This window comes from Streptomyces sp. NPDC059994 (genome assembly GCF_042737755.1).
Classification (GTDB): domain Bacteria; phylum Actinomycetota; class Actinomycetes; order Streptomycetales; family Streptomycetaceae; genus Streptomyces.
The window spans coordinates 1-26,823 of record NZ_JBHWUR010000065.1; the positions used below are offsets into that span (position 1 = coordinate 1).

General features: G+C 71.9%; 23 protein-coding genes and 1 tRNA gene. 11 read left to right on the forward strand and 13 right to left on the reverse strand.

Annotated features, from left to right (window positions below; all coding sequences use genetic code 11):
• Positions 1 to 84: 84 nt before the first annotated feature.
• The 4 genes from ACFWA7_RS26750 to ACFWA7_RS26765 all read right to left on the reverse strand — a co-directional run bounded on the left by ACFWA7_RS26750 (position 85) and on the right by ACFWA7_RS26765 (position 5,714).
• Positions 85 to 1,770: a class I adenylate-forming enzyme family protein gene (locus ACFWA7_RS26750; protein ID WP_385825561.1), complete on the reverse strand. Its 1,686-nt coding sequence runs from the start codon at positions 1,768 to 1,770 to the stop codon at positions 85 to 87.
• 64 nt (positions 1,771 to 1,834) lie between these two features.
• Positions 1,835 to 3,787 (reverse strand): anthranilate synthase family protein, encoded by a 1,953-nt coding sequence (locus ACFWA7_RS26755; RefSeq protein ID WP_385540234.1) that lies wholly within the window; start codon positions 3,785 to 3,787, stop codon positions 1,835 to 1,837.
• On the reverse strand, positions 3,784 to 4,443 hold the full coding sequence (locus tag ACFWA7_RS26760; protein ID WP_385540232.1) for an isochorismatase family protein: 660 nt from the start codon (positions 4,441 to 4,443) through the stop codon (positions 3,784 to 3,786). The genes ACFWA7_RS26755 and ACFWA7_RS26760 overlap by 4 nt, the downstream gene beginning before the upstream one ends.
• 98 nt (positions 4,444 to 4,541) lie before the next feature.
• Positions 4,542 to 5,714 (reverse strand): 3-deoxy-7-phosphoheptulonate synthase, encoded by a 1,173-nt coding sequence (locus tag ACFWA7_RS26765; RefSeq protein ID WP_385540230.1) that lies wholly within the window; start codon positions 5,712 to 5,714, stop codon positions 4,542 to 4,544.
• A 551-nt stretch (positions 5,715 to 6,265) separates the two neighbouring features.
• Here ACFWA7_RS26765 and ACFWA7_RS26770 point away from each other — a divergent pair.
• Positions 6,266 to 7,408 carry an IS701 family transposase gene (locus ACFWA7_RS26770; RefSeq protein ID WP_385540228.1) on the forward strand — a complete coding sequence of 381 codons (1,143 nt, stop codon included), beginning with the start codon at positions 6,266 to 6,268 and terminating at the stop codon, positions 7,406 to 7,408.
• On the opposite strand, the gene ACFWA7_RS26775 is transcribed toward ACFWA7_RS26770, so the two are convergent.
• Positions 7,387 to 9,354: a helix-turn-helix domain-containing protein gene (locus ACFWA7_RS26775; protein ID WP_385825563.1), complete on the reverse strand. Its 1,968-nt coding sequence runs from the start codon at positions 9,352 to 9,354 to the stop codon at positions 7,387 to 7,389. The two genes, ACFWA7_RS26770 and ACFWA7_RS26775, sit on opposite strands and share 22 nt — an antisense overlap.
• A 137-nt stretch (positions 9,355 to 9,491) precedes the next feature.
• Between ACFWA7_RS26775 and ACFWA7_RS26780 the strand changes: the two genes are divergently transcribed.
• Both ACFWA7_RS26780 and pabB read left to right on the forward strand, forming a co-directional pair.
• Positions 9,492 to 10,199 (forward strand): 50S ribosomal protein L11 methyltransferase, encoded by a 708-nt coding sequence (locus ACFWA7_RS26780; RefSeq protein ID WP_385540224.1) that lies wholly within the window; start codon positions 9,492 to 9,494, stop codon positions 10,197 to 10,199.
• A gap of 8 nt (positions 10,200 to 10,207) precedes the next feature.
• Entirely contained in the window at positions 10,208 to 12,298 is a 2,091-nt protein-coding gene (pabB, locus tag ACFWA7_RS26785) for an aminodeoxychorismate synthase component I (RefSeq protein WP_385825565.1), read from the forward strand.
• On the opposite strand, the gene ACFWA7_RS26790 is transcribed toward pabB, so the two are convergent.
• From ACFWA7_RS26790 to ACFWA7_RS26810, 5 genes are all read right to left on the reverse strand, one after another.
• Positions 12,295 to 13,797, reverse strand: coding sequence for an FAD/NAD(P)-binding protein (locus ACFWA7_RS26790; RefSeq protein ID WP_385825567.1), 1,503 nt, complete (start codon positions 13,795 to 13,797; stop codon positions 12,295 to 12,297). The genes pabB and ACFWA7_RS26790 overlap by 4 nt on opposite strands.
• A gap of 33 nt (positions 13,798 to 13,830) precedes the next feature.
• Positions 13,831 to 15,210, reverse strand: a complete 1,380-nt coding sequence (locus ACFWA7_RS26795; RefSeq protein ID WP_385825569.1) for an FAD-binding oxidoreductase — start codon at positions 15,208 to 15,210, stop codon at positions 13,831 to 13,833.
• 12 nt (positions 15,211 to 15,222) lie between these two features.
• A complete protein-coding gene (locus ACFWA7_RS26800; RefSeq protein ID WP_385540218.1) occupies positions 15,223 to 16,056 on the reverse strand; it encodes a PhzF family phenazine biosynthesis protein in 834 nt (277 codons plus the stop codon).
• Positions 16,056 to 16,544 carry a PhzA/PhzB family protein gene (locus tag ACFWA7_RS26805; RefSeq protein ID WP_385540216.1) on the reverse strand — a complete coding sequence of 163 codons (489 nt, stop codon included), beginning with the start codon at positions 16,542 to 16,544 and terminating at the stop codon, positions 16,056 to 16,058. Before ACFWA7_RS26805 ends, ACFWA7_RS26800 begins: the two co-directional genes overlap by 1 nt.
• A gap of 188 nt (positions 16,545 to 16,732) precedes the next feature.
• Positions 16,733 to 17,626: a LysR family transcriptional regulator gene (locus ACFWA7_RS26810; protein ID WP_385540214.1), complete on the reverse strand. Its 894-nt coding sequence runs from the start codon at positions 17,624 to 17,626 to the stop codon at positions 16,733 to 16,735.
• A gap of 138 nt (positions 17,627 to 17,764) precedes the next feature.
• On the opposite strand from ACFWA7_RS26810, the gene ACFWA7_RS26815 reads away from it, so the two are divergent.
• From ACFWA7_RS26815 to ACFWA7_RS26830, 4 genes are all read left to right on the forward strand, one after another.
• Entirely contained in the window at positions 17,765 to 18,148 is a 384-nt protein-coding gene (locus ACFWA7_RS26815; protein WP_371653242.1) for a nuclear transport factor 2 family protein, read from the forward strand.
• Between the two features lie 173 nt (positions 18,149 to 18,321).
• A complete protein-coding gene (locus tag ACFWA7_RS26820; RefSeq protein ID WP_385540211.1) occupies positions 18,322 to 19,920 on the forward strand; it encodes a DHA2 family efflux MFS transporter permease subunit in 1,599 nt (532 codons plus the stop codon).
• Positions 19,921 to 20,133: 213 nt separating this feature from the next.
• Positions 20,134 to 20,206 (forward strand) — tRNA-Arg (locus tag ACFWA7_RS26825).
• A 126-nt stretch (positions 20,207 to 20,332) separates the two neighbouring features.
• Positions 20,333 to 20,521, forward strand: coding sequence for a hypothetical protein (locus tag ACFWA7_RS26830; RefSeq protein ID WP_385540209.1), 189 nt, complete (start codon positions 20,333 to 20,335; stop codon positions 20,519 to 20,521).
• Here ACFWA7_RS26830 and ACFWA7_RS26835 read toward each other — a convergent pair.
• Both ACFWA7_RS26835 and ACFWA7_RS26840 read right to left on the reverse strand, forming a co-directional pair.
• Positions 20,503 to 20,766, reverse strand: coding sequence for an SHOCT domain-containing protein (locus ACFWA7_RS26835; protein WP_385540208.1), 264 nt, complete (start codon positions 20,764 to 20,766; stop codon positions 20,503 to 20,505). The genes ACFWA7_RS26830 and ACFWA7_RS26835 overlap by 19 nt on opposite strands.
• Before the next feature lie 28 nt (positions 20,767 to 20,794).
• Entirely contained in the window at positions 20,795 to 21,259 is a 465-nt protein-coding gene (locus ACFWA7_RS26840) for a DUF6325 family protein (protein WP_385540206.1), read from the reverse strand.
• Between the two features lie 957 nt (positions 21,260 to 22,216).
• On the opposite strand from ACFWA7_RS26840, the gene ACFWA7_RS26845 reads away from it, so the two are divergent.
• The 4 genes from ACFWA7_RS26845 (at position 22,217) to ACFWA7_RS26860 (ending at position 26,343) form a co-directional block, all read left to right on the forward strand.
• Complete coding sequence (locus ACFWA7_RS26845; RefSeq protein WP_385540204.1) at positions 22,217 to 22,561, forward strand: carboxymuconolactone decarboxylase family protein; 345 nt, start codon at positions 22,217 to 22,219, stop codon at positions 22,559 to 22,561.
• A 112-nt stretch (positions 22,562 to 22,673) separates the two neighbouring features.
• Positions 22,674 to 23,093, forward strand: a complete 420-nt coding sequence (locus ACFWA7_RS26850; RefSeq protein ID WP_385540202.1) for an SHOCT domain-containing protein — start codon at positions 22,674 to 22,676, stop codon at positions 23,091 to 23,093.
• A 35-nt stretch (positions 23,094 to 23,128) separates the two neighbouring features.
• Positions 23,129 to 23,707: a hypothetical protein gene (locus ACFWA7_RS26855; protein ID WP_385825571.1), complete on the forward strand. Its 579-nt coding sequence runs from the start codon at positions 23,129 to 23,131 to the stop codon at positions 23,705 to 23,707.
• A 284-nt stretch (positions 23,708 to 23,991) separates the two neighbouring features.
• Complete coding sequence (locus ACFWA7_RS26860; RefSeq protein WP_385540200.1) at positions 23,992 to 26,343, forward strand: arylsulfatase; 2,352 nt, start codon at positions 23,992 to 23,994, stop codon at positions 26,341 to 26,343.
• Between the two features lie 27 nt (positions 26,344 to 26,370).
• On the opposite strand, the gene ACFWA7_RS26865 is transcribed toward ACFWA7_RS26860, so the two are convergent.
• Positions 26,371 to 26,694, reverse strand: coding sequence for a hypothetical protein (locus ACFWA7_RS26865; protein ID WP_385540198.1), 324 nt, complete (start codon positions 26,692 to 26,694; stop codon positions 26,371 to 26,373).
• Positions 26,695 to 26,823 lie beyond the last annotated feature (129 nt).

Consider the following 26,823-nt stretch of genomic DNA (forward strand, 5'->3'; position numbering starts at 1 on the left):
CCCCCAGGGGGTTGGGGGCGCGGGGAACTGCGCGAGCAGCCACGCACGGTCCGCGGGCGAGTCCCCAGCCGCCCGGCCAGGGCTTCAGGGAAGGGGTGGGGCGGGGGCTCCCAAAGCCGCAGCCACCTCGCCCCGCAGCTCCCGCTTCAGCACCTTCCCCGTCGCATTGCGCGGCAGCGGAACCGTCCGCAGCAGCACATGCGCGGGCACCTTGAACGCGGCCAGGACGCGCCCCGCATACGCCCGAAGCTCCTCCGGGGTCACAGGCGAAGCCACCCGCACCACCGCCGCCACCTCCTCCCCCAGCTCCGCATGCGGCACCCCCACCACCGCCGCGTCCAGCACCGCCGGGTGCCCGTGCAGGACCGACTCGACCTCCACGCAGTAGACGTTCTCGCCGCCCCGGATCACCACGTCCTTGATCCGGTCGACGACCGCGACCCGGCCGTCCCGGGCCACCGCCAGGTCGCCGGTCCTGAACCAGCCGTCCACGAAGGCCTGTTCGGTGGCGGCGGGGTCGTTCCAGTAACCCCGCACGTTCGACTGGCCGCGCAGCCAGAGCTCGCCCACCTCGCCGTCCGGCACATCGGCGCCGTCCTCCCCGACGACCCGCACCTCGGTGGTGGGCGTCGGGCGGCCCACGCTCTCCGGCCGGTCCCGGTACTCGGCTCCGAAGCTGGCCAGCACTCCCCCGCTGGTCTCGGTCAACCCGTACCCGTTGCGCGGCTCCATCCGCTCCCCGTACCGCGCGGTGAGCCGCCCCACCAGGGTCGGCGGCGCCGTGGACCCGCCGGTGTTGAACATCCGCAGCGACTCCATCGGGTCGCCCGCCCGCTCGGCCTCGTCGAGGAGTTGCAGGGCGGTGGTGGGGACGCCCGCGTAGTGGGTGACGCCGTGCTCGCGGATCAGGGCGAGCGCCCGCCGGGCGTCCCATTTGCGCATCATGACCAGGGTGCCGCCCGACCCCATCACCGCGTAGAAGCCGCTGAACCCGGCGACGTGGAAGAAGGGGTAGGTCACCAGGGACACCGGCGCGGGGCCCTGCCCGGGCACCAGGCCCCGGCCGAGCGCCGACGCGGCCGCGTGGAAGCGCGGGTTCATCGCGGCCCCGGCCTGCGCGAGGTGCGTGGCGACGGCGCCCTTGGGGCGGCCGGTGGTGCCGGAGGTGTAGATGATCGTGGCGTCGTCGTCCGGTGAGACGGTTACGTCCGGCGGCCCTGCGGCGGGGTCGGCCTCGCCCAGGTCCTCGTACGCCTCGAATCCCTCCGGCAGCGGGCCCGCGCCCTCGAAGACCACGCCCCGCACCCGCGCCTCGCGCGCCCAGCCCTCGACCCTCGCCAGCCGCTCCCCGTCCACGAGCAGCACGCCGGGCGCGCAGTCGTCGAGCGCGTAGGTGAGCTCGGCCTCGGTCCACCAGGCGTTCAGCGGCACCGCCACCAGCCCGGCCAGCTGCGTGGCCCAGAACGCGATGTGCCACTCGGGGAGGTTGCGCATGGCCACCACCGCGCGGTCGCCGGGCCGCAGCCCGTACGCCTCGACCAGCCGCCGGGCCAGCGCGGAGGCGGCCGCGAAGAACTCCGCGTAGGTGTGGGTGCCGCTCTCCGCCACCAGGAAGGGGCGGTCGCCGTACGCCCAGGTGACCTCCACGAACTCGCGCAGGGTCCGCGGGCCCCCGGCGTAGACGGGCACCCCGTCCGGGCCCCGCTCGACGGCGAAGGGCGCCCCGGGTGCGGTGAGGAGCGCTTCTGCGGCGGCGGGGGTGTACGGCACGGGGTGCCCTCCTTGGCGGCGGGTGCGGGGCGCGGGGCTCCCCACAACATAGACGCCGTCCCTCTCAGCCTGCTCGACGCGCCTTCCCCGCGAGCGGTCCCCCGGCGGAGCGGACCACTCCGGTCAGTGCCTCGGCGAGGATCTTCACCCCGTCCTCGGTGAGCACCGACTCGGCGTGGAACTGCATCGAGGCGAAGCCCTGGCCGCGCAGCGCGTGCACCTCGCCCGTGTCCGGGTCGCGGCTGATCTCGATGACGCCGTGGTCGGGGTGGGTGAGCTTGTCGTCGGCGCTGCGGGCGGCGAACGTGTTGTAGAAGCCCACCCGCTCGTACGCGCCGAACAGGTCGATCTCCTTCTGGACGCCCTGGTTGGGGGTGTCGCGGCGGGCCAGGCCCAGGCCGAGCAGGGTCGACAGGACCTGGTGGCTGAGGCAGACGGCCACGAACGGGCGCCGCTCGTCCAGGAGCCGGGTCACCGCGCCCCGCAGATGCGCGATCTTGGGGTGGCCGGTCTCCCGGGGGTCGCCCGGGCCGGGGCCCATGACGACCAGGTCGTGGTCCTCGGTCGCGTACGGCTCGTCGAAGCGACGGACCGTCACCTCAAGGCCCAGGGCGGCCAGTTCATGGCCGATCATCGAGGTGAAGGTGTCCTCCGCGTCCACGATCAGCACCCTGCGCCCGGCGAGCTCCTCGACGGGGGCGGCCCGCTCTTTGGGGTCGCGCAGCCAGAAGCGGGCGATGCGGTCGTTGCGCCGCTCCAGCGCCTCGCGCACCCGGGTGTGCCCGGCGAACCGCTCGACGGCGCCCGCACCGGGCGCGCCGGTGGCGCCCGCGTCGAGGGCGGCGAGGAGCCCGGCGGCCTTCGCCCGGGTCTCGGCGACCTCGCTCACCGGGTCGGAGTGGCGCACCAGGGTCGCGCCGACACCGATGCTGAGCCGCCCCTCGTCGCTGATGTCGGTGGTGCGGATGAGGATGGCGGTGTCCATGGTGCGGCCGCCGTGCTCGTCCCGGCCGATGAGGGCCATGACGCCGCTGTAGTAGCCGCGCCCCTCCGGCTCGTACCGGGTGATCACCTTGCAGGCGCTCTCCAGCGGGCTGCCCGTCACCGTGGGGGCGAACATCGTCTCGCGCAGGATGTCGCGCACATCGTGGCCGGTGCGGCCCTCGATGAAGTACTCGGTGTGCGCGAGGCGGCCCATCTCCTTGAGGTACGGGCCGACGACCCGGCCGCCGCCCTCGCAGATCCGCGCCATCATCTTGAGCTCTTCGTCGACGACCATGTAGAGCTCGTCGGCCTCCTTGCGGTCGGCCAGGAAGGCCATCACGCCGGGCAGGTCGGGGCCCGCCGCCGGGTAGCGGTAGGTGCCGCTGATGGGGTTCATGACGGCGGTGCCGCCGTGCAGGCTCACATGGCGCTCGGGGCTGGCGCCGACGAAGGTGCGCCCGCCGGTGTGCACCAGGAACGTCCAGTACGCGCCGGACTCCCGCTCGACCAGGCGCCGGAAGAACGACAGGGCGCTGTGCGGCGTGTAGGGCGTGATGTCCGCGACGAACGCGCGCTTGATGACGAAGTTGGCGCCCTCGCCGTTGCCGATCTCGCGCTCGATGACATCGCGCACGATCGCCGCGTAGCTGTCGTCGTCCACGTCGAAGCGGCCGTCGGTGAGGGTGACCGGCTCGTCGGGCAGCCGGCGCAGCGCCTCGGTGAGCGGCAGTTCGCCCTGCTCGGCCACGGACATGACGAGCAGCGGCTCGCCGTCGTCGGTGCTGGTGAAGCCGCGCTCGGAGATCTGCCGGTACGGGACGACCGCCAGCACCTCATGGCGGGCGCCGGGGCCGGGCGGCGCGTCGGGCAGCGGTATCCGGGCCAGCGCGTCGACGGCGGACACCTCGCCGAGCAGCACTTCGAGGACGTCGCGGCCCAACGTCTCGGGCCGGTGCAGCAGGGCGTACGCGGCGGGGCCCTGGGCGAGCACCCGGCCCAGGAGGTCCCGGTCAAAGGGGAGTGCGGCGGTCATCGGCCCGCCCCGTCCGCGGGGGCCAGCTCGGCGAGGACCGACTTGGCGGTGGTGACCACGGCGCAGCGCTCGGCCGCGTAGTTCAGGGCGAGGCGGTGGTACTGCTCGGAGAAGTCCGCGACCGCGTCGGCGACCAGGAAGGGCTGGATGTCGTTGGTGAACGCCTCCACGGCCGACATCAGCACGCCCACATGCGCGTACACCCCGCAGATGATCAGCTGGTCGCGGCCGGCCGCGCGCATCCGCTCCAGCAGGTCCGACTTGAAGAACGCGCTGTAGCGCCACTTGGTGAACACCCAGTCGTCCGCGCCCGGTTCGAGCTCCTCGACCACCTGGCGGTCCTCCGGGGAGACCCGCATTCCCGGACCCCAGAAGTCCTTCAGCAGCCCGCGCTCCTGCTCGCTCATCCCGCCGGGCTGCGCGGTGTAGGCCACCGGGATCCCGGCCGCGGCGCAGCTCTCGCGCAGCAGCACGGCGTTGCGCACCAGGGTGCCGCCGGGCGACTGGTCCGCGGGGAAGGGCCGCAGGAAGTAGCGCTGCATGTCGTGGACGAGCAGCACCGCCCGGGCGGGGTCGACCGTCCAGGTCGCGGTGTTCGCGGGAAGGTCGCCCTCGGAGGGCATCGGATACGGATCGATGGAGGGCAGGCCCGCCATGGGTGGTCCTTTCGCTGTGCGAAGCGCTCCGCATGGAAATGGAGTTCGTTGGCTGCGGGTTGTCTGTGGCTGGTCGCGCCGTTCCCCGGGCCCCTGAATCAGCCCAGCCAGGCCGAGGCCACCGAGACCGCCTGGCGCGGGTTGAGGCGCGGGTCGCAGAAGCTCGTGTACTTGTCGCCGACCTCGTGCAGCCGGTCGTGGTCGGTGACGCACTCGGTGACGTCGTCCGGGGTGGTCTCCAGATGGATGCCGCCGGCGGTGCCGCCCGCCGCGGTGACCGCGCGGTGGAACTCCACGACCTCCCGTACGACGGTCTTGACCAGCCGCGTCTTGAGTCCATCGGGGCCGTTGACGGTGTTGCCGTGCATCGGGTCCGTCAGCCAGATCACCGGGTGGCCCGCCGCGCGCACCGCCGCCACCAGCGCCGGCAGCCGCTCCCCCACGGTGTCCGCGCCCATCCGGGCGATCAGCGTGAGGCGTCCGGGCACCCGCTCGGGGTCGAGCTTCTCGCACAGCGCCAGCAGGTCCGCCGAGGTCATTGCCGGGCCCACCTTGCAGGCCACCGGGTTGGCCACGGCCGCGAGCAGCGCCACATGGGCGCCGTCCACCTGCCGGGTGCGCTCGCCGATCCACGGCCAGTGGGTGGAGGTGAGCAGCAGACGGCCGTCGTCCTGGGTGCGCACCATCGGCAGCTCGTAGTCGAGCAGCAGCGCCTCGTGGCTGGTCCACACCGGCGCCTCGTGCCGTGCCCCGCGCGCCGGGCCGCTCCAGCCGAGCAGCTCCAGGATGCCGCGCGCCGACCGGTAGCCGGTCAGCATGCGGGTGGGGTCGGGCCTGCGTAACTCGGGGTCCGGCTCGGGGGCGTTGACCATGTGGCCCCGGTAGACGGGGAGTTCGACCCCGGCGACCGTCTCGGTGGGCCGGGAGCGGGGCTTGCCGTACTGGCCCGCCAGGCGTCCGACCCGCAGTACGGGCTTGTGCGAGGTCATCCGCATGACCCCGGCCAGCACATCGAGCAGCCCCACCTTGCGGGCCACGTCGCCGTGGCTGTTCTCCGCCCAGTCCTCGGCGCAGTCGCCGGACTGGACGATCTGGACCCGCCCGGCCGCGACCTCGGCCAGCCGCGCACGGAACTGGTCGATGTCGTCCGCCTCGACGAGCGGTGGCAGCGCGGCGAGCTCCTGCCTCACCCGTACGAGTTCCGCGTGGCCTTCCCAGTCCGGTTGCTGCACTGCGGGCAACGAGCGGAGGAACGTGTGGACGCTGTGCACCTGATACCTCCCAGGGGTGGCGTGGCACCGCTCACCCGAAGGGCGGATCAGCAAGCGGCCGGACGCCGAGCCTCGCCGACGGCGGGAGGAAAACCGAAGCGGGTTTCCTCGACTCCCGGAAATGCGGGCGGATTCTCGGCCCGACTTGACGGAGTGTCCCCTCCCGGGCCGCCGACCGGATCCGGCCGGGCGGGCCGCGGCGACTTGCGCGCGCACCGCGCGGCCCCGCGCGCCGGGCCCGCGGTGGCGCAGTCACCATCGGGGCGCACCGTACCGCGTGGCGGCCCGCCGGGAACGGGCCCGCGGGCAGGGCCGCAGTGACGAGCCACCCACGCGGCGGCGCGATGGGGTGCCCCCTGCACCTCGCACGTTACGTCGAGTCCCGGCCATTCTCGGAACGGTGGCTTCGACCAGCCGCCCAAACAAAGCTGGAGGGGGTTTCGGTGAGCGTTCCCACCGGGAGTATGAGGTCTGTCTGGAATCGTCGCGCCGTGCCGGCGCAGCGGACTTCACCAGCGGTCATGCACGAGCGCGAGTTCATGCTGAGGGACATGAGCAATGTGCTGTTCGCGTCCTTACCGAGGCGGGACCAGCGGCACAAGGGCGAGCAGTATCTGCGCGGGCTGCTCACGGCGAAGGGGCGCCGGTCCATCAGGAACGTGGCGGCCTGTCTGGGGGATCCCACCCTGGAGCAGACCCTGCACCACTTCGTCTGCAACTCCACCTGGGAGTGGCAGCCGGTGCGCGAGGCGCTGGCCTGCTGGCTCGGCCAGGTGATCTCGCCGCAGGCCTGGGTGGTGCGGCAGATGTCGATCCCCAAGTCCGGCAGCCACTCCGTGGGTGTGGGCCGCAGTTTCGACCCCTACCGCAACCAGATGTTCCACGGCCAGCAGGCCTTCGGTGTGTGGTGCGCGTCGGAGGAGGCGGGGGCGCCGGTGAACTGGCGGCTCGTCCTGCCCGGAGCGGCGGGCGACGAGGAGGGTACGGGCGCCGGCGCGTCCGGCGGAAGGTCCTCCCGCCACACCGTTGAGACGCCCGAGGAGTGCGCCACCACCGCGGCGCTGGAGTTCGCGGGCCTGCACGGCGCCCCGCTGCTCCCCGTGGTGCTCGATCTGCCGGTGCGCGACCCCGGGGCGCTGGTGCGGCGGTTCGGCGCGGCCGGGGTGCCGGTGCTGGCGCGCGTCGGGGCGGGCGCCCTGTTCAGCGTGGAGGAACCCGCCCTGGCCCGGTTCGGTACGGGCCCGCTGCCGGTGCAGCGGATCCTCGACTCGGTGAAGGGGCGCCGCCAGCGGGTCGGCAGGTTCGACCCGGGCGCGCCCTCGGGCGTACGGCACGCTCCGGCGGTCAAGGTACGGGTGGGGCTGCCGGGCGGGACGCCCGTGTTCCGGGACGCCCGCGAGGGCGGGCTCGCGCTGGTCGGGGAGTGGGAGGACCAGCACCGGGCGCCCACCCAGCTGTGGCTCACCAACATGGCCGGTGTGCCCACGTCCACGCTGCTGAGCCTGACCCGGCTGGCCGACCGGGTCGGCCGGGACCTCGCGGACCACGGGGACCGGTCGGGGCTGCGGGACTTCGAGGGGCGGTCCCTGCGCGGCTGGCACTGCCATATGACGCTGGCCTCGGCGGCCCACGCCCTGGAGGTCCTGACCGCGAGCCGCAGGCGGGCCGAGGGCTACTTCCCCAAGGTGTCCTGAGGGCCGGCAACGGCCTCCCGCCGGCCGAGGACCGCCTCACGCCGGCGGCGCAGGACGTCCCGGGCGCGCAGCAGCCGTAGCGCCAGCTGGGCTTCGGTCGCGCGCTCGGGCTGCTGCCAGCCGGGGCCGAGCAGCTCGGTGATGCGCTCCAGGCGGCGGGTCACCGTGTTGGGGTGGACGTGCAGACCGCCCGCCGCGCGGGTCGGGCTGCTGCCCGCGGCGAAGTACGCCTCCATCGTCGCCACCAGGTGCGTCATGCGCTCGGTGTCGTGGTCGAGCACCGGCCCGACGACCGAGGCGACGAACCCGTCCACGTCGTGGTCGTCGGAGAGCAGCAGCCCGAGGAAGCCCAGGTCGTCGATGGACGCGGCGCTCCCCGCGCCGTCGAGCGCGATCACCGCGTCGAAGCAGCGCAGCGCCTCCTGGTACACCTGGGCCACCGAGGCGAGCGAGGCGGCGGGGCCCGCCGAGGCCACCGTGACGGGCTCGGCGAGCAGCGGCGACAGCTCGGCGGACACCGCACGGGCGACGGCCGAGGCGTCGGTGCCGGGCAGCAGCAGCACGATGTCGCCCTCGTGCACCTTCATCAGACCGGAACTGCGGTACGCGTACGACGAGGACCACACCACCGCCTTGCCGTGCTCCCCGCCCTCCGGCCGGGCCACCACCACGACGTGCGGCGCGTCCGAGTCGATGCCCAGCTGGTGGGCCTGGCGGGCGAGTTGGCCGGGCGACTGGGCCACGGCGGTCAGCAGCCCGTCGAAGAACTCGTCGCGCAGCGGCCCCTCGGCCACGGCCGTGCTGCGCCGCATCACGAGCAGCAGCGCCGCCGTCCGACCCACCGAGCCGAGGAAGTCCCGCTCGTCCCCGGTGAGCGGCCGGCCGGCCCGCAGCAGCACCAGGCCGCGCTCCTCGCCCGCGCCGACGGGGGCCACCCAGACGTTCTCCGCGAGCTCCACCGGGCCACCCGCCGCGTGCGCCTCCAGGGCGGCCTCGCGCGTCCGCGCCTCGTCGAGCCCCGGAGGCTCCCCGGCGCAGGCGAGGGTGCGCCCGCAGCCGTCGCTCACCACGAGCCCGGCGTCCAGGGCCCCGGCGGCGGCCTTCGCGAGCTCGTGCAGATCGCCGCCGCCCAGCACCAGGCCGACCAGCGCGGCCAGCGCCCCGGACAGCTGCCGGGTCCGCGCGATGGTGGCCTGCGCGCGGACGCCCGCCGCCTCCAGCTCGGCGATCTCCTTCCGGGAGCGGTCCAGGAGGCGGGCCTTCTCCAGGGCGACCGCGGCGAAGTCCGCCAGGTACCGCATAAAGCTGATCTCGTCGGGCGTGAAGTGCCGCACGACCCGGTCCGCCCCGTACAACGCCCCTATGGGCACGCCGCTCTGGCGGATCGGCACCACCATGATGGCGTGCAGCCCCTCGGCCCGTACGACCGCGTCGAGCTGTTCGCCGTGCGGGATGCGGTCGTCGTTGAGGTAGTCCGCGGTCCAGTAGGGCGCGCCCGACTCCTGCGCCATCTCGCCCAGGCCCCGGCTCTCCTCGACCACGAGCCCCACGTTGAGCGAGGTGGTGTCGCCGTCCGAACTGTGTACGTACGAGCCGCCGCCGGGTCTGCGCAGGCTGATGTAGGCCATGTCGAACCCGAGCAGTCTTCGAGCGCGGCTCGTGATGACCTTGAGCAGGGTGTCGGGGTCATAGGGGATCGTCATGTCGTGGACCGTGTTGACCAAGTCGGCCATCACCGACTCGCGCTGCCGGCGCTGATGACTGGAGGCCTGGATTTTCAGGGCGAGACGGGTCGCTCTTTCGAGTTCCTCCAGCGGCAGCCGGGGCAGGTTTTCGCGGCGGGCGCGGTCGAGCAACTCCTGAAAGTGCCCGGGGGGTGAATCCAGTGCGAGCAGTTCCAGAACGGCCAGCGCCGGGGCATCCGCTAATGCCTTGTCATCCACCATGCCGCCGCCCCCCATAGGCTCGAAACAGGGCGCAAGCCCTCATCGAACTTACGTTCCTCCGTAGGGTGGGTCAAGTTGCTGACCAGCGGACGGCACCGCCCCGAGCGGAGCCCGATGCGGCATGAATTGGGGGCGGGATGACCGAAATCAAGAACTATCTGCGATCGCTGGAGCGAAGCCGTGCGGCGCTGCTGCGCGAGGACCGGCCGCGCACCTTCGCACTGGCCGGACGCGAGTGGGATCTGCTGGACGGTGTGTTCGCGCCGCCGTTCTCCGCGTCGACCGGGGCGGCCATGGAGCTGCTCGGGCTCACCGGCCCGGAGCGGGCGCCCTGGCACGGCTCCCTACTGGAGGTGGGCAGCGGGACCGGGGTGATCGCCGTCTGCGCCGCGCTGGCGGGCGCCGGCCGGGTGACGGCCCTGGACATCAACGAACAGGCCGTGCGCAACACGGAGATGAACGCGCACCGGCACGGTGTCGCGGACCGGCTGACCGCCGTGCACAGCGACCTGTTCGACGCGCTCGGGGCCGAGGAGCGCTACGACACCGTCTACTGGCACTCCAACTTCGTGCTCGCCCCGCCCACGTACCGCCACGAGACGGTCCACGAACAGGCCTATGTGGACCCGGGCTACCGTGCCCACCGTCGCTATCTCGCCGGAGCCCCGGCCTTCGCGGCCGACGGAGGAAGGGTGCTGCTCCACTTCAGCGACCGCGGGGACATCGACGCACTGCACGAGATCGCGGAGGAGTGCGGCCGCGCTCTCCATGTGCTGGGCAGCCGCGGCATCGGCGAGGGCGAGGAGACGGTCGAGCACATTCTCTACGAAATAACAGCGCCATGAAGCGAGTTGTGCGCACCCTGCTAATCGACAACTACGACTCCTTCACCTTCAATCTTTACCACTCGCTCGCCCGGGCGGGCGGCGCGGAACCGGTGGTAATCCGCAATGACGATCCGGCGTGGGATTCGGCGCGGCTCTCGGAATTCGACAATGTGGTGCTTTCCCCGGGGCCCGGACACCCCGGCCGCGCGGCCGACTTCGGCATTTGCCGGGACATCGTCGAACGCACGGAGATTCCGCTTCTCGGGATCTGCCTCGGCCACCAGGGAACGGCGCTGCTGCACGGCGCCACGGTAGGCCGTGCCCCCGAGCCGCGCCACGGCCGCACCTCTCCCGTACTGCACACGGGAGAGGACCTGTTCAGGGGGGTCCCCTCGCCCTTCGACGCGGTGCGCTACCACTCGCTGGCCGTGACCGGCCTTCCGGACGCGATGGAGGCGGTGGCCTGGACGGCGGACGGCGTCCTGATGGGCCACCGCCACCGGCACCGGCCGCTGTGGGGGCTCCAGTTCCACCCGGAGTCGGTCCTGACCGAGTACGGCGATGAACTCCTGGCGAATTTCACCGAGCTGACGAGGGAGTGGCACCGCGTGCGGGGCACGGCAGCGGCCCGCGGCGCCCTGCCGCGTACCGCGGAAGCCACGAGTGCGGCGGAGCCGGACGAGGCCGCGCCGCGCAAACTGCGTGTCCTGGAAGAGCGGCTGCGCACCCGCTGGAGCGACGAGGCCGCGTTCCACCGGGTGTTCGGCCGCAGCGCCAACGCCTTCTGGCTGGACAGCAGTCGGCCCGACGCCGACGCGGGCCGCTTCTCCGTCCTGGGTGACGCGGCGGGCCCGCTCGCCCGGGTGGCCCGCGCCGACGCGCACGGCGGCACCGTCACGATGGAGTGCGCGGCGGGACGGCGGACCGTGACCGCCGACTTCCTGGACTGGCTGGATCAGGACCTGAGGGGCATCCACGCCGAACTCCCCGACGTGCCCTTCGACTTCGCCCTGGGCTGGGTCGGCTATCTCGGCTACGAGCTGAAGGCGCAGTGCGGCGGCGAGGCCGTCCACCGCTCCGAGGACCCCGACGCCGCCCTGGTCTTCGCCGACCGCGCGGTGGTCCTCGACCACCTCACCGGCCTCACCCACCTCCTCGCGCTCACCGAGGACGGGGACGAGGACGCGGCCCACGCCTGGCTGCGCGCCACGGCGCAGGCGCTGGAGTCGGTGGCGGGCGAGGAACTGGCCGAACCGGCCGCCCCGGCCGCGCGCTCCACCATCCGGCTCCGGCACGACCGGGACGCGTATCTGCGCCTCATCGACGCCTGCCAGGAGGAGATCGCGGCGGGCGAGACCTACGAGGTCTGTCTGACGAACCAGGCGGAGGCCGCGTTCGACGGCGACCCGTGGGAGGCGTACCGGCTGCTGCGCCGCGTCAGCCCGGCCCCGTACGGCGCGCTGCTGCGGTTCGGGCGGCTCGCTGTGCTCAGCACCTCGCCCGAGCGTTTCCTGCGGGTGGACGCGGACGGCACGGCGACCTCCAAGCCCATCAAGGGCACCCGGCCGCGCGGGGCGACGCCGGGGCAGGACGCGGCGATCGTGGCGCAGCTGCGCGCGGACGAGAAGGACCGGGCGGAGAACCTGATGATCGTGGACCTGGTCCGCAACGACCTCGGCCGCAACGCCGAGATCGGTTCGGTCGAGGTGCCGCGCCTCTTCGACGTCGAGACGTACGCCACCGTCCACCAGCTGGTGAGCACGGTACGGGCCCGGCTGCGCCCGGACCGCAGCGCGGTGGACTGCGTGCGCGCCGCGTTCCCGGCGGGCTCGATGACCGGCGCCCCCAAGATCCGGACCATGCGCCTGATCGACGGTCTGGAGGCGGGGCCCCGGGGCGTCTACTCCGGGGCCATCGGCTACTTCTCGCTCTCCGGCGCCGCCGATCTGAGCGTGGCGATCCGTACCGCGGTGATCACCCCGGGCCGGGTCCGCTACGGGGTCGGCGGGGCGATCGTCGCGCTGTCCGACGCGGAGGCCGAGTTCGAGGAGACGGCGGTCAAGTCGGCCCCGCTGCTCGCGCTGACCGGCGCGGCTTTCCCGGGCCGGCGGCCCTAGCGGGTGGCGGGCACGGCTGCCTCCGCGGTGGCGGGTGCGGGGAGCGCGGCGAGGCTCGCCGCGATCTCGTCGGCGCGCCGGGTGAAGGCGGCGACGGCGCTGACGAAGTAGTAGGCGCCGCGCGTCAGTTCACCGAGGACGAAGAGGTGCTCGTCGGCCTCTCCGGACGGGCCGAGGGCCCTGCCGGTCGCCTCGTCGACCCGGATGCCGCCGTGCGGGTGGTCGGCGAGGACACCGGAGGTGCGGGCGAGCCCCAGGAGCCCGCCCGCCGACGGTGGTTCGGGCCGGTAGACCGAGGTGACCGCGTTGACCACCAGATCGGCGCGGTCAGCCTCGCCCTCCTCGTACCGCACGACGAAGCCGTCGCCGTCCCGCTCGACCGAGGCGACCCCGGCGCGCACCCGCAGCCGCTTCTCGTCGCACAGCTCGACCAGCTTGACCGCGGTGGACCGCGGGATGGGCGAGGCGAAGCTCCACAGCCGGGAGTGCAGGGCGCTCAGCACCTGCTCCTTGTCGCTCTCGTGCAGCGCCAGCCACAGGTCCTGGCCGATGTCGATGACCGCGCGCTGGAGCAGCTGGGTGCCGATGTCGGCCGAGAGGGCGTCGTCGAGCTGGCGGCGCAGCCGCTCCTCGGCGGGGGCCGGGTCCATGAGGTCGGCGGTGATCGCCGCGAAGTCGCCGCCCGCCGCCTCGACTTCCTCCCGCGCGAGCGCCGCGATGTCCGCGAGCCGCAGCGGCCTGGGCAGCGCCGCGAGCCGCTCGGCGGTCAGCACGGCCGGCCGTACGGGCGCGGCCCTGCGGCGCACCGACGGCAGCAGTCCGGACCGGGAGGCCAGGGTGACGCGCCCCCGGTGGCCGAAGGCGCGCAGGGCCATCAGCACATCGGTGGCGATCATGCCGGAGCCGATGACCGCGATCTCGGCGTCCTGCGGGACCCCGGCCAGCGCGTCCCGCAGGGGGTACGGGTCGTCAATGTAGCCGGGGGTGCCGCGAAGGCCGTACGCGTCGTCGTCGGCGCGGCCGCCGACGCACAGCACCGCGTGGTCCACCCGCACGCTTCCGCTCGCGTGACGGATGACGACGCCGTCCCCGTCCCGCTCGACTCCGGTGGCCGTCTCCTCGACCGAGCGCACGCTCCACCCGGCCGCGCGCAGCCTCTCCAGGGCCTCCTCGACCCCGTCCTCCAGGTAGTCCCCGTAGACCGGCCGGGACAGGAAGCGGTGCACACCGCGCTCGTCCGGGTGCACGGCCAGGCCCCTGGCCTCGGCCCATCGCACGCCGTGCTCGGGGTCGTCGAGGTACAGGGACATGCCGATCATCGGCCCGTTGGCGAGGACCGCCTCGGTGTCGCGCTGGTAGGCGCGGCCGCGCCAGCGGCCCTCGGGCCGGTCGACGAGGACCAGCTCGCGCGGCCCGGTGAACTGCTCGGCCCGGGCGGCGAGCGCGGCCACCAGCGTCGCCCCCACGGTTCCGCATCCGATCACGCCGATGCTGGGCATGTGGTGCTCCTTTCCTGAAGCGGGGTCACGGGTTCAGCGGGCGGCCGGAGCCGGGGGGATGTTGTGGTAGCCGCGGAACACGTTCCCGGGGTCGTACACGGCCTTCAGCGCGGTCAGCCGCTCGTAGTCCGCCTCGTCGTAGCAGGCCCTCAGCTGCCCGGCCGTGACGGGGCCGCCGAGCAGGAAGTTCGGCGCGACACCGAGGACCCGGTCGCCGAGGAGGGCGTAGACCCGCTCGTGTCCGGCCCGCTCGGCGGCGGCCGCGGCGTCCCCCGCCCCGGGGGCGATACGGCTCAGTACCCGCACCATGAGGCGGGCGTCGCGATGGCCGACCGACGAGGGCACGGCGGGGCGGCGGGCGAGGGCGCCGCCCATGTGGTTGATCTGGACGACGCAGTTCATGCCGGAGCCCGGCCCGGTCAGCTCCAGGATCCGCCCGGCCGTCGCCACGTCGAGGCTGTCCAGCAGGACGTTGGTGCCGTAGTACGCCATAGGGGTCGGCGGGTCGCGGTAGATGGAGTCCGAGTCGGTGTACGGCATCTCCGTGAGCGTGTCGAGCACGCACGGGCCGATGGAGCGCAGCGGGGCGACCGCCGCCGCGCCGTCGGACGCGCTGCCGGTGTGGGCGATCCGGATGTGCGCGGTGTACCGGCCTCGTACGGGCACGGGCACCGCCGGCTTGTCCGGGAAGGGCACCAGACCGATCGAGGAGGTCATCTCCTCGCCCTGGCCCCGCGTCCACTCCAGCCAGGTGCGCAGGGCGTCGGGCACGTACCGCTCGGCGAAGTACAGTCCGCCGCCGTAGATCCGGGGCTGGCGGACCAGCTCCAGGTCCAGCGAGGTGACGACGCCGAAGTTGCCGCCGGCCCCGCGCAGCGCCCAGAACAGGTCCGGGTCGCTTCCCGGGGTGACGTGCCGCAGCTCGCCGTCGGCGGTGACGATCTCGGCCGCGGTGATCCGGTCGGCGGCGAAGCCGTGGGTGCGGGCCAGCAGGCCGATGCCGCCCTCGACCGTGTAGCCGACCGCGCCGACGCCGAGCGTGCTGCCGGACAGCGGCGCGAGCCCGTGCGGCGCCGCCTCCCGGATCACGTCGCCCCAGGGGGTCCCCGCCTGGATCCGGGCGATGCGGCTGTCCGGGTCGACCTGGACGCCGCGCATCCGTGCGGTGGTCACCAGGACGCCGCCGGTGCGGTCGCCGGGCAGACCGTGGCCGGTGGACTGCACCGCGAGGGGCAGGCCGCGCCCGGCGGCCAGCCGGACGGCGGCGCGGACGTCGTCCGGCCCCGTCGCGCCGACCACGACGTCCGGCCGCTGGCCGAACCCGAGCTGATAGGCGGCGACTTCGTCGTGGTAACCCGCCGACTCCCGGCCGAGGACCGGCCCTTCGCTCGCGATGTCCGCGGGCACGCTCACTGGACAGCCTCTCTACACATAGATCGTGCCGCGGGCGAGGACCGCACCGTGACCGCCGACGTGCACCGCGCCGACCCGGTCGCCCTCACCCTCGGCGTTCGCGTACATGGGGGACGGCCGGCCCATCTCGACGCCCTGGAGGATCTCCAGGTCCTGGCCGTAGGCGGCGAGGCCGTGGCGCGCCAGGTGGATCGCCATCGGCCCGGCCGCGGAGCCGGTCGCCGCGTCCTCGACGACGCCGTACGCCGGGGAGAACATCCGGGACCGCCAGTGCGTGCCGGAGCCCGCGAAGCAGTAGGCCGACATGTCGGGGAAGGCGCGCAGCGCGTTGTGGTCCGGGGTCAGGGCGGAGAGCGCCTCGACGCTCTCCAGGCCGACGAGTACGTGCCGGGGCCCGTTCCGATAGGCCTCGACGGGCGTGACCGACGCCTCCAGGCCGAGCGCCGCCAGCAGTTCCTCCGCGTGCTCGTACGGCTCCCAGACGGGGGTGGGCTGGAGCATCCGTACGGAGGTGGCGTCGTCGTCGTGGACCAGCTCGAAGGGGATGGCGCCCATGGCGGTCTCAAGCAGCAGCCGCTCCGCCTTGCGCGGGCGCCCGATGGCGACCGCCGTGCCCAGGATCGGATGCCCGGCGAACGGCAGCTCGTTGACCGGCGTGAAGATCCGGATGCGTGCGTCGCCGCCCTGCTCGGCCGGGAGCACGAAGGTGCACTCGGAGAGGTTCATCTCCTTGGCGATCCGCTGCATCGCCTCGGCCGGAAGGTCCCCGGCGTCGAAGAACACGGCCACCGGATTGCCTTCGAGCGGGGTACGCGAGAAGGCGTCCACCACCGTGTACTCGTGCATCAGGTGGGGATTCCTTCGCGCTTCACCGACGGAACCGGGATTCCCAGCGCGCGCAGCTGCTGGTTCGGGTTCATGAACTCCCGCTCCAGCTTGATCTTTCCGTTCTCGAACTCGAAGGAATGGAGGAAGTGGTTGCGGTAGTACCCCTCGGGGTAACCCGGGAAAAGGATCTTTCCTTCGCCGTCGCACTCCACCCAGAACCGGTTCGGGTCCTGCGTCTCGAAGATCTCGACATTGGTCCACACCCAGTCCGGGAAGCACTTCAGCGACCACACCGCGTGCTCGCCGAGGGTGTCGCGGCCGCGGATGGCGATGGGCTCGCCGGTGTCGGTGGTCCACAGGCCGCCGACGCCGTCCTCGGTGAACAGCAGATGGCGCTTCAGCCGGTCCTCACCGCGGCAGTTCATGTACTGCTCGACGATGGCGCGGTTGTTCCTGCGGAGCTCCGCGTCGTCCTGGAACGCCTGCGGCTGGGTGGTCTCCGACATCGCTCGTCCTCCAAGTGCTGCGTCTGCGTGTACGTGCCGGTGGCCCGGGGTCCTGTCCTGCTGCGACCCTGTTCCGGGGCCCGGCGCACTGGCAACCGAGTACCGGGGACTTTGGCAAGTACCGGCGAGAGAGCACGCGGACCTGACGGAGTCCGGCTTGGGCGTCCCCGCCCGGCGCTGCTCCGGTCTCAACGCGCCCGGGGCAGCCGGGCGCGGGCGTGGGCGATGAGCGCGGCCCCGGCGGGGCTGGTCGGGCCGCCGGTGCGCCAGGCGAGGGCGAGGCTGCCGTGGATGCTGGGCCGGTCGATCTCGACGAGGTCGACCTCCGCCTCGTTGGCGCGGGCCAGCGACGCCGGGATGAGGGCCACGCCGAGGCCCCGCCCGGCGAGTTGGGCCAGTACGTGCGGGTCGGCGGCCTCGAAGGCGATGTGCGGCCGGAACCCCGCCCCCGCGCACGCCGCCTCCACGACACTGCGCAGCCCCGTCCCCTGGGTGAGGCAGATCAGGGCGCGGTCGGCGAGCTCAGCGAGGCCGACGCGCCCCCGGCCGGCCAGCGGGTCCTGGTGGCCGACGGCGGCGACCAGCGGCTCGTTGACGATGTCGTAGAGCGTGATGCCGGGCGGGCGGGTGCCGGTGCGGCCGATCACCGCGAGATCGATGCGGCCCGCGTGCAGGGCCTCCACGAGGTGCTCGGAGCTGTCCTCGGTCAGCCCGATCTCCACCCCCGAGTGCGCCTCGTGGAAGGAGGCGAGGAGCCCCGGCAGATCGATGGTCTTGCCCATGGAGATGACGGTGCCGATGGTGACCCGGCCCCGTACCAGACCGCTGAGTTCGTCGACCGTCTGACGGACGGCGGCGACCGCGGCGAGCGCGGCCCGCGCGTGCGGCAGGACGGAGGTTCCGACCGGGGTGAGCCTGACCGTACGGCTGGAGCGGTCGAGCACGTCGTGGCCCAGCTCCCGCTCCAGTTTGCGCACTTGTGCGCTGACTCCCGGCTGGGCGACGTGCAGGGCGTCGGCCGCCTTGGTGAAGCTCGCCAGCTCGGCGACGGTGACGAAATACTCCAGCTGACGCAGCTCCATAACCGCTGATTATAGTTCGCAGAAAATGTAGATGTTGGACTTCTACATACGGACGGGCGCAGAGTGGACTCACCCGAAAAAGGGAACCACCAGAGCCGGAACGCCGACCGAGCGGCTACGTGTCGAGAGGACCGTCCGATGGCCCAACACCCCACCCAGCCGCGCGCGTTCACGTCTCCGACCACACGGGCGGTGGTCGAGGCGTTCTTCGCCCGGCAGCGCGCCGGGGACCACACGGGCCTGCTCGACCTCTTCGCGGACCGGGTCGACTTCTTCGCCCCCGGTGCCGCGAACGCCGGCGCGCTCGGCCCCGGCTCCACCCGTTCGGACATCTCCCTCTTCTTCTCGACGCTGGGCAAGGTCCTCGTGCCCGACCGGGACTTCCTGGTTCTGGGCCAGGACGCGGTCGTCACCGGCTTCGCCCGCTGCGACACGAGCCTGAACCCGATCGCGATGCACTTCACGGTGGTGGGGGCGAAGATCGGCCGCTGCCACCTGACAGAGGTCAGCACGAGGCTCTGAGGTTCTGAGCTCTGATCTGGGAGCTCTGGTCTGTGGCATTGGGCTGTGACTCCGGGCTCATGGCTCTGCCCGACACGGAGCCGCCGCACACCCCCTCCCCTGACCGGCCGTCAGTTTTCCCTCCCCCACCGCCCCGACGAGGACGGCTCCCCGGGGACGTAAAGGAGTACTCAGTGAATGCCACGACCACGGCGAGGGGCGGTCGCGACAGCCGCGCCGCCACCATCGCCATGGCCTGCGTGGGTGTGTTCGTCGCCTACCTGCCGGTCACCACGGTCTCGGTGAGCCTGCCGACGATCCAGCGCAGCCTCGGCGCCTCGACCGCCGACCTGTCCTGGGTCACGGATGCCTTCGTGCTGCCGATGGCGGCGCTGATCCTCACCGCCGGAGTCGTCGGTGACGTACACGGCCGCCGCAAGGTCTTCCAGGCCGGGCTCGCCTTCTGTGCGACAGGCGCGGCGATAGCCCTGAGCGCCGACGGCCTCGACAGCGTCGAAGTCCTGTGGACCGGGCAGGCGTTCGCGGGGATCGGGGCCGCCGCCCTGCTGCCCGCCACCCTCGGACTGATCAGCCACGCGGTGCCGGATCCGCGCGAGCGCTCCAAGTACGTCAGCCTGTGGACCGCGTCCCTGATGGGCGCGCTGGCCGTCGGCCCGATGATCTCCGGCCTGATCCTGGAGAACGCCGCCTGGCGCTGGATCTTCCTGGCCCCCATCCCGGCGTCGCTGCTGACCATGGCGGCGGCCGCCCGGTACGTGGCGGACTCGCGCGCCGCCGGGGCCCGCAGGCTCGACTGGCCGGGCCAGATCACGGCTGCGGTCGCGATCACGGCGCTGGTGTACGCGGTGATCGAGGGCGGCGGAGGCTCGTTCACCGAGACCCGCGTACTGGTGGCGCTGGCGTTGTCGGCTGCGTCACTGGTGGCTTTCGTCATCACCGAGCTGCGCAGCGACAGCCCCATGCTGGACCTGAAGCTGTTCCGCTCCCCCGCGTTCAGCGCCACGGCCCTGGTCGCGATGATCAGCTTCCTCGGCCTGATCGGCTTCATCTTCGTCCTCAGCCTGTACCTGGGGCAGGTGCAGCAGCTGGGCACGCTGGACGCGGGCTACCGGATGCTGATGTTCACGGTCCCCGCGATGGTGGCGGGACCGATCTTCGGCCAGATCATGCACCGGGTGTCGGCGCGGATCCTGATAACGACGGGCCTGCTGCTGGCGACGGGTTCTCTGCTCTCCCTGACGTCGATGGACGCGGACACGTCGTTCACGGCCCTGGCCTGGCGCCTGACCATCCTCGGCATCGGCTTCGGCGCGGTCTTCGCCCCGATGACGGCGACGGCGATCAACTCCGTACCGCAGCAGCTCGCGGGCATGGCGGCGGCGGGCAGCAACGCGTTCCGCCAGGTCGGGGCGGCGCTGGGCCCGGCCCTGATGAGCGCGCTGCTCACCACCAAGGTGGGCGACGCCCTGCCGGGCCACCTGTCGGACGCCGGTCTCAGCGCGGACGCGCGGCACCGGGTGACCGGCGCGGTCGACAGCGGGGGCTTCGGCGCGGTCCACGCGATCGACCTCGGCGCGGACACGCCCCGGATGCTGCACGCGTTCAGCCAGGCGTTCCTCGACGGGATCCACCTGTGCCTGACCATCTCGGCGGCGGTGATGCTGCTGGCGGCGGTGGTCAGCGCGGTCCTGCTGCGCCGCCCGCGCCCGTCGGCTCCGGCGCCGGCGGCGACGCCGCAGCCTCTCCGGGAGGAGCCGGCGCTGAACCGCTGACGCGGCCGACGTATCGAAGGGGCCCGACCCCACGGCCCAGGGCCCTCCGGCGGGGCGGCGCGCTCCCGGCCTCCTTCCCGGGAGGCGCCCGCACCCCGCCCCACAGACGGCGGGCGGACCGGTCCACCCCCGCACCGGCCCGCCCGCCCCCGCCGTCCCAGCGCCATCCGCTACCCTGTCCTGGGCTGCCCACCACGCGGGCATCCCGGACACGCCTCCGTAGCTCAGGGGATAGAGCACCGCTCTCCTAAAGCGGGTGTCGCAGGTTCGAATCCTGCCGGGGGCACAGAGAAACACCAGGTCAGAGGCCCTTCCGTCCGTCGGACGGGAGGGCCTCTGCGCTTGCGGCACACCTATGGCACCCATGCCGTGCTCGCGGATGGCGGGGAGCCGTGCAGGATGCCCGTCAAGGATGAGCTTGGCCGGCGCCGGGTACGAGAAGGTGATCGACCGGCTTGAGTCGATGACGCGGGCCGCACACGGCCCCGAGTACCAGGACTACTACGGGCAGTTGATCCCGGGTAGCGACGTTCTTGCGGAGACGGGCGAGCTCAAGAAGGTCCGGCGTGCAGCGGCTGGTGGTCACCCGCTGAGGATCTGACGCTTCTGGTCCTCGAACTCCGATTCCGTCAGCACGCCCTGTGCTTTCAGTTCGCCCAGCTCCTTGAGCATGGCGATCTTGTCTTCTGTCGATCCTGATGCGGACGGCGGCTGCGCGGGCGCGGTCTGCTCTACGTCCTGCTGAGCCCACCGGCCCGCCTGCCTCCGGGACACGCGGTTGGACACGGCCGTCGCCGTACCGGCTACGACAGCGGTGCGGGCGACGCCGCGAAGGAGACCGGGCATGTCGCACCTCCTGTGATCTTCGTACTGTTCACGGCCGAGTGCCGGCCGCGGCTTCCGCCGAGTCGAGTGCGGCGATGACGTCCTGTACGGGGATCCTTCCGGCGGCCACCAGTCGGGCGCCGCTACGCCTCAGGGCTCGGGCGAATGGTGCGGCCCAGCGGTTCTCGTACATCGCGATGGCGGCCGTACTCCCGGGGTCGATCGCCTCACCTGCCTCTTCGATGTCGTCCTGACCGAGCAGTCCGGAAGTGGCTCCGTCGAATACGGCGAGGTTCGTGCTTCCGTCCCGGGTGAGATCCGCCATGTCGATCGCCGTGACGGAGCCGTCGGCGTCCTTGCGGAGGAATACGAGGTCGAGGATCCGGATCAGGCCCCGGTCGACCAGGTCGACGAGGTACGGAAGGGCCTCGCCGGTGGGGCTCTTGCCCGGGTACTCGACCACCAGGTAGTCGATGGGGCCCACGTCGTCGAATTCGTCGCTTTCGCTTCTCAAGGCATTTCCTCCTGATGCGGAGAACTCGGCACCCGGCCTCGCCGGGCGCTCCGATGCCGTGGCCGCGAGGACGGAGAGGTGAGGACCACCCCCTCATCCAGTCCACCACCCGACCGGGGGATGCGCATGTCGGTCAGGGCGGCAGTTCCCCCGTACCCGAGGGGCGCCACCGGCCAGGGGTACCGCAGGCTGCGTGGCGTGGGCGGGCTGGGCGCAGCTCGAACGCGTCTCCGGAAAGCGGGCTGGAGCTGCCGCTCGGAGAACTGCTCGCGGCGGCCACGGGGCACGGGGTCCGGCTCGAAGTCCACCGCCCTGCTTCCCCTTCCCCGGGATGCGGGGCGGGCGGCGGACAGGACGACCCACCACTTGGCAATGCGCCGTCCTCACGCCCTGGTTATGGTGGCAGGAGGAGATAGCGCAAAAACGCGTCTCTGACCGGCTCAGGGTCGGTGATGGAGCGGGTGGCAACCATGGACCGCGTCAACCGTCACCGCGGGAGCCCCCGACCAGCGCAGGGTGGAGCCCTGCTCACGGACGCGAAGGCGGCCGACGAAGGCGTGTTGAGACCGCCCCCGCCCCAACAACGCCCTACCTGCCGGGCGTTGGCGTACTGACCGCGCAGTACATCCTCGAATATCCGGTATCGCCGGTCTTGGTTGTCAGACACCAGCATGTCCTCAGGCGTCACGGCCAAGCGCTCCGCCAGTTCGGTGAAACGCCCGACGAAGACCGCGACTTCCCCACCGTGTGCTGCCTCCGAGTGACGCCCGGACAGCCGACCGGCTGTGAGCATGCCGCGAACTCACGTCGACACCTCGACAAGTGACACGCCCCCAGCCGGAGCCGGCCGGGCCGGCTCCGGTGTCATTCGCCCCGGGTGATGCGGGTCGGTACGCGTCGGGGCTCTCCTGAAGACGCACGTCACCCCAACCGCCAGAACCAGGAAAGGAGCCTGAGATGGCTGAACAACCGACAGGAGCGGGCGGCGTCGCCGCCCTCGCCGAGGCGAACGCGCCTGTGTTCGAGACGCTCGTCCAGATGACGCTCGACACCTTCGAGCGGTCCGGGCTGGATCAGGAGACGTATCTGCTGGCACGCATCGCGGCTCTGGTCGCCATGGACGCCTCGGCTCCCTCGTACCTGCTCAACGTCGGCACCGCCGCGGAAGCCGGCGTGCCGCTGGAGAAGATCCAGGGAACGCTCGTGGCCATAGCCCCCGTGGTGGGCAGCGCGCGTGTCGTGTCCGCCGCCCGCGCCATCGGCGAGGCCTTCGGGCTGGAACTCCCCGAAGAGGAGGAGTGACGACCGGCACGGCCGGGGCGGCGAGCCCCGGCCGGGCCCGGTAACGGCCCTGGGGCCCTTCCTCCCACACGCACCGCGACCTCGGCACGGATGACACCACCCAGGAGAAGCAATGGACAGCAGTGTGAACCTGGCCTACGACTACCCGGTCCTCGGGGCCTTCTGGACGGTCATGTGGATCTTCCTGTGGGTCATGTGGATCTTCCTTCTGTTCCGCGTCGTCGTCGACATCTTCCGCGACGACACCATGAGCGGATGGACCAAGACGGCATGGCTGGTCTTCACGATCGTCCTCCCGTTCCTCGGCGTCTTCGTCTACGTCGTCGCCCGCGGCAAGGACATGGGCAGGCGTGAACAGGAGCACGCCCGGGCCAAGTTGGAGGAGACGGAGCGCTACATCCGCGAGACCGTCGGCGCAACCGGACCGGCCAGCGAGGTGGACCAGCTCGCCAAGCTCTCGGAGATCCGGGCGCGCGGCGACATCTCCGAAGAGGAGTTCCGCCAGGCCAAGGAGAAGGTCCTCCATACCTGATCGGGGGCTGAGAGCAGCCCATCGGACCAGCCTGGGTGGCCGGCTTCGCCTTCGGCGTCTCCCCGCGGCGCAGCGCACCGGCGGACGCGTCGGCCACCGACGGCACCACCGACCTCGCTGAGCATCTCGCCGGACTTCTCGCATCCTTGAGCTTCCTGGTCTTCGGCGCCGTCCTGCTCGGGCCGACGCCGGAAGACCTCGACTGGTGGTTCATCACCTATGCCGTACTGAGCCTCACGGTGATCCGGATGCTGCCCGTCGCGCTCGCCCTGGCCGGAAGCCGCATGGCACTGCCCACGGTCGCCTGCATCGGGTGGCGTACCCGAGGACGGAGATGCCGGGCACTCGTCCACGGCACGGTAGGGCAACGGCGGGCAACGGAGGATTCATGGGCGCCGACGTGGGCAGGCACACAAGTTCGGCGCCGGACAGGGGACGCGTCCGAGGAGGCCAAGGTCCGCGGAGCGCGGTTGGTGGGGCATAAACCTTCGGCCTTGCCGGCTGCGCGGCGGATCGGTGACGGTGAGCCTGCGCCACATGGACGAGGTCTTCCAGAAGGCCGGCAACTGCGACGTAAATACCGCCAAATGGCCCGCGCGCTGCTCACTGGCTAGCATGGGAAGCGGAGCGGCCTCTGACACCACTCGCACGGGCAGACCCGGCACTACCTGCCTCGGCCAGCCGCTCGGCCTCCGCTCGGTCTGCACCGCCGTATTCCCCTACGACCCGTGACCGTCGGATGCACCGGCTCCTTGCGACGACCGGCCGCACCAGAGACCCGGCGGCGCATCGGACATTTCTCTCCGCAGGCAGCGACACAGCGTTCCAGTCGTCGGCGTCGTACGACGTTCCAGGCGTCGGCTTCGTACGACTGGCACGGTCGGAGGTGGTCAGGCACATGGCGACGAACGAGTACAAGCAGGGGGCCGCGTTTCCCGGAGTGATCGGCCGCACGGCAGAGGAATCGACGCCCGCTTGGCCACAGCCGATGCGGGCTGTCCCGGGCACGCCGAACGTCCTGTTCATCGCGCTCGACGACACCGGATTCGGGCAACTCGGCTGTTACGGCAGCCCGATCGAAACCCCCCACATGGACGGGCTCGCCGCGAACGGACTGCTGTACAACAACATGCATACGACGGCGCTGTGCTCGCCGTCGCGTTCGTGCATCATCACCGGGCGGAACCACCACTCCAACGCGATGGCGTGTGTCACCGAATTCGCCACGGGCTATCCGGGATACCACGGCCGGATCCCCTTCGAGAACGGCTTCATCTCCGAGATGCTGGTGGAGCAGGGCTACAACACCTACATGATCGGAAAGTGGCACCTGATGCCCTCGGAGGACGAGTCCGCCGCCGGTCCCTACAACCGCTGGCCGCTCGGCCGGGGCTTCGACCGGTTCTACGGCTTCCTCGGCGGCGACACCAGCCAGTGGTACCCGGACCTGGTCTACGACAACCACCAGGTGGAACCGCCCGCCACACCGGAGGAGGGCTACCACCTCACCCCGGATCTGGTGGACAAGGCCATCTCCTTCATCGCCGACGCCAAACAGGTCGCCCCGGACAAGCCGTTCTTCCTGAACTTCTGCACCGGAGCCACGCACGCGCCGCACCACGTGCCCAAGGAGTGGGCGGACCGCTACCGGGGGAAGTTCGACGAGGGCTGGGACGCCTACCGCGAGGCCACCTTCGACCGCCAGAGGCAGCTAGGGGTCGTACCCGCGGACGCGCGGCTGTCCCGCCACGACCCCGACGTCCCGGAGTGGGACTCCCTGTCCCCCGACTCCCGACGCCTCGCCACGCGGATGATGGAGGTGTACGCCGGGTTCCTCAGCCACACCGACCACCACATCGGGCGGCTCCTGCAGTTCCTGAAGGACACCGGCGAATTCGACAACACCCTCGTCATGCTCGTCTCCGACAACGGGGCCAGCGCCGAGGGCGGCGTCACCGGGACCACGAACGAGGGACAGTTCTTCAACAACGCTTCCGAGCCGATCGAGGAAAGCCTCAGGTCGATCGACGAGCTCGGCGGACCGAACACGTTCAACCACTACCCGTGGGGCTGGACCTGGGCCGGCAACACCCCCTTCAGACGGTGGAAGCGCGAAACATACCGTGGCGGCGCCAGCGACCCGTTCGTCGTCCACTGGCCCCGGGGCATCAAGGCCCGTGGCGAGATACGCGGCCAGTACGCCCACATCATCGACATGGTGCCCACCGTGCTCGACGTACTCGGCATCGAGCCCCCGGCCACCCTCAAGGGCGTGCCCCAGTCGCCCCTCCACGGCGTCAGCTTCGCCCACACCTTCGACGACGCGACCGCGCCGACAGCGCACCGCACGCAGTACTTCGAGATGCTCGGTCACCGCGCCATCGACCACGACGGCTGGCGTGCGGTGTGTCCCTGGCCGGGTCCTTCGTTCGCCGAGGCGGGCAGGCCCTTCGGAACCCCCATCACGGCACAGGAACTGGGAGAGCTGGACGCCCACCACTGGGAGCTCTACCACGTCGCCGAGGACTTCGCCGAGACCCAGGACCGCGCGGCCGACAACCGCGGCAAGCTCATCGAGATGATCTCGATGTGGTACGTGCAGGCCGGGAAGTACAACGTCCTGCCCGTCGACAGCAGCGGCGTGCAGCGGAGCCTGGTGGAGCGGCCGCAGATCTCCGCGCCGCGGACCGGCTACCTCTTCCGGCCCGGCACGCAGACCCTGCCCGCGGCGGTCGTGCCCCGGGTACTCAACCGCCCGTTCAGCGTCACCGCCGACGTCGAGATCCCCGCCGACGGCGCCGAAGGCGTGCTCCTCTGCCAGGGCACCAACGTCGGGGGCTGGACCTTCTACATGAAGGGCCGCAGGCTGCACTACGCCCACAACTACCTCCGGCGCGCCCTGTACAGCGTCTCCTCGACCGAGGACGTGCCCGAAGGCCGCCACGAGCTGCGCTTCGAATTCGAACCCACCGGGGAGCCGGACATCGCCCACGGCAAGGGCATGCCGGGCCGCGCCCAGCTCTACATCGACCGCCGCCTGGTCGGCGAGACCCAGATCCCGGTCACCACTCCGCTCATGTTCAACCCCGGCGGCATGACCTGCGGCGCCAACCCGGGCTCAGCCGTCACGGCCGACTACAGGCCGCCCTTCCGGTTCGACGGCACCCTGTACACGGTGACCGTCGACCTGTCGGGCGAGTTGATCACCGACCCCGAGAGCGAGATCCGGATGCACATGGCCCGCCAATAAAAGCGCAGGCCCGCGGTCCGAAGCCCGTCAGACGCCGTCCCGGGGCCAGTGCAACTGGATCTCCAGCCACCGGCTCTCCTGCCGCCAGGCGTCCAGTACGGACACCAGCCGCCGGCTCAGTCCGGCCGCGGTCAGGGACCGCCACGGGCAGCCGGCCAGGAAGTCGCTCAGCACCGCGATCCGCTCGTCCTGGCGGGCGACCCGGTCTGCCCCACCGATCCGGTGCGGGTCGACGGCGGCCAGCGCGCGGCGGCAGACGGCCTCGGGCGTGAGCGTCCGCCACGCATACGGGGCGAGCGCCTCGGTCACGGCAACGACCCGCTTGTCGTCCTGGGCAACGAGTCTCATCATCCGAGGGCGCCTTCCACCACAGATCCTCACCGACAGCAGCCACGACTGACCGATATGCCGCATGGCAGGTCAGCCCGGAACACATGGGTGCGGCACGTCGCATAGTACGACAAACAAGGAGAACGGCGT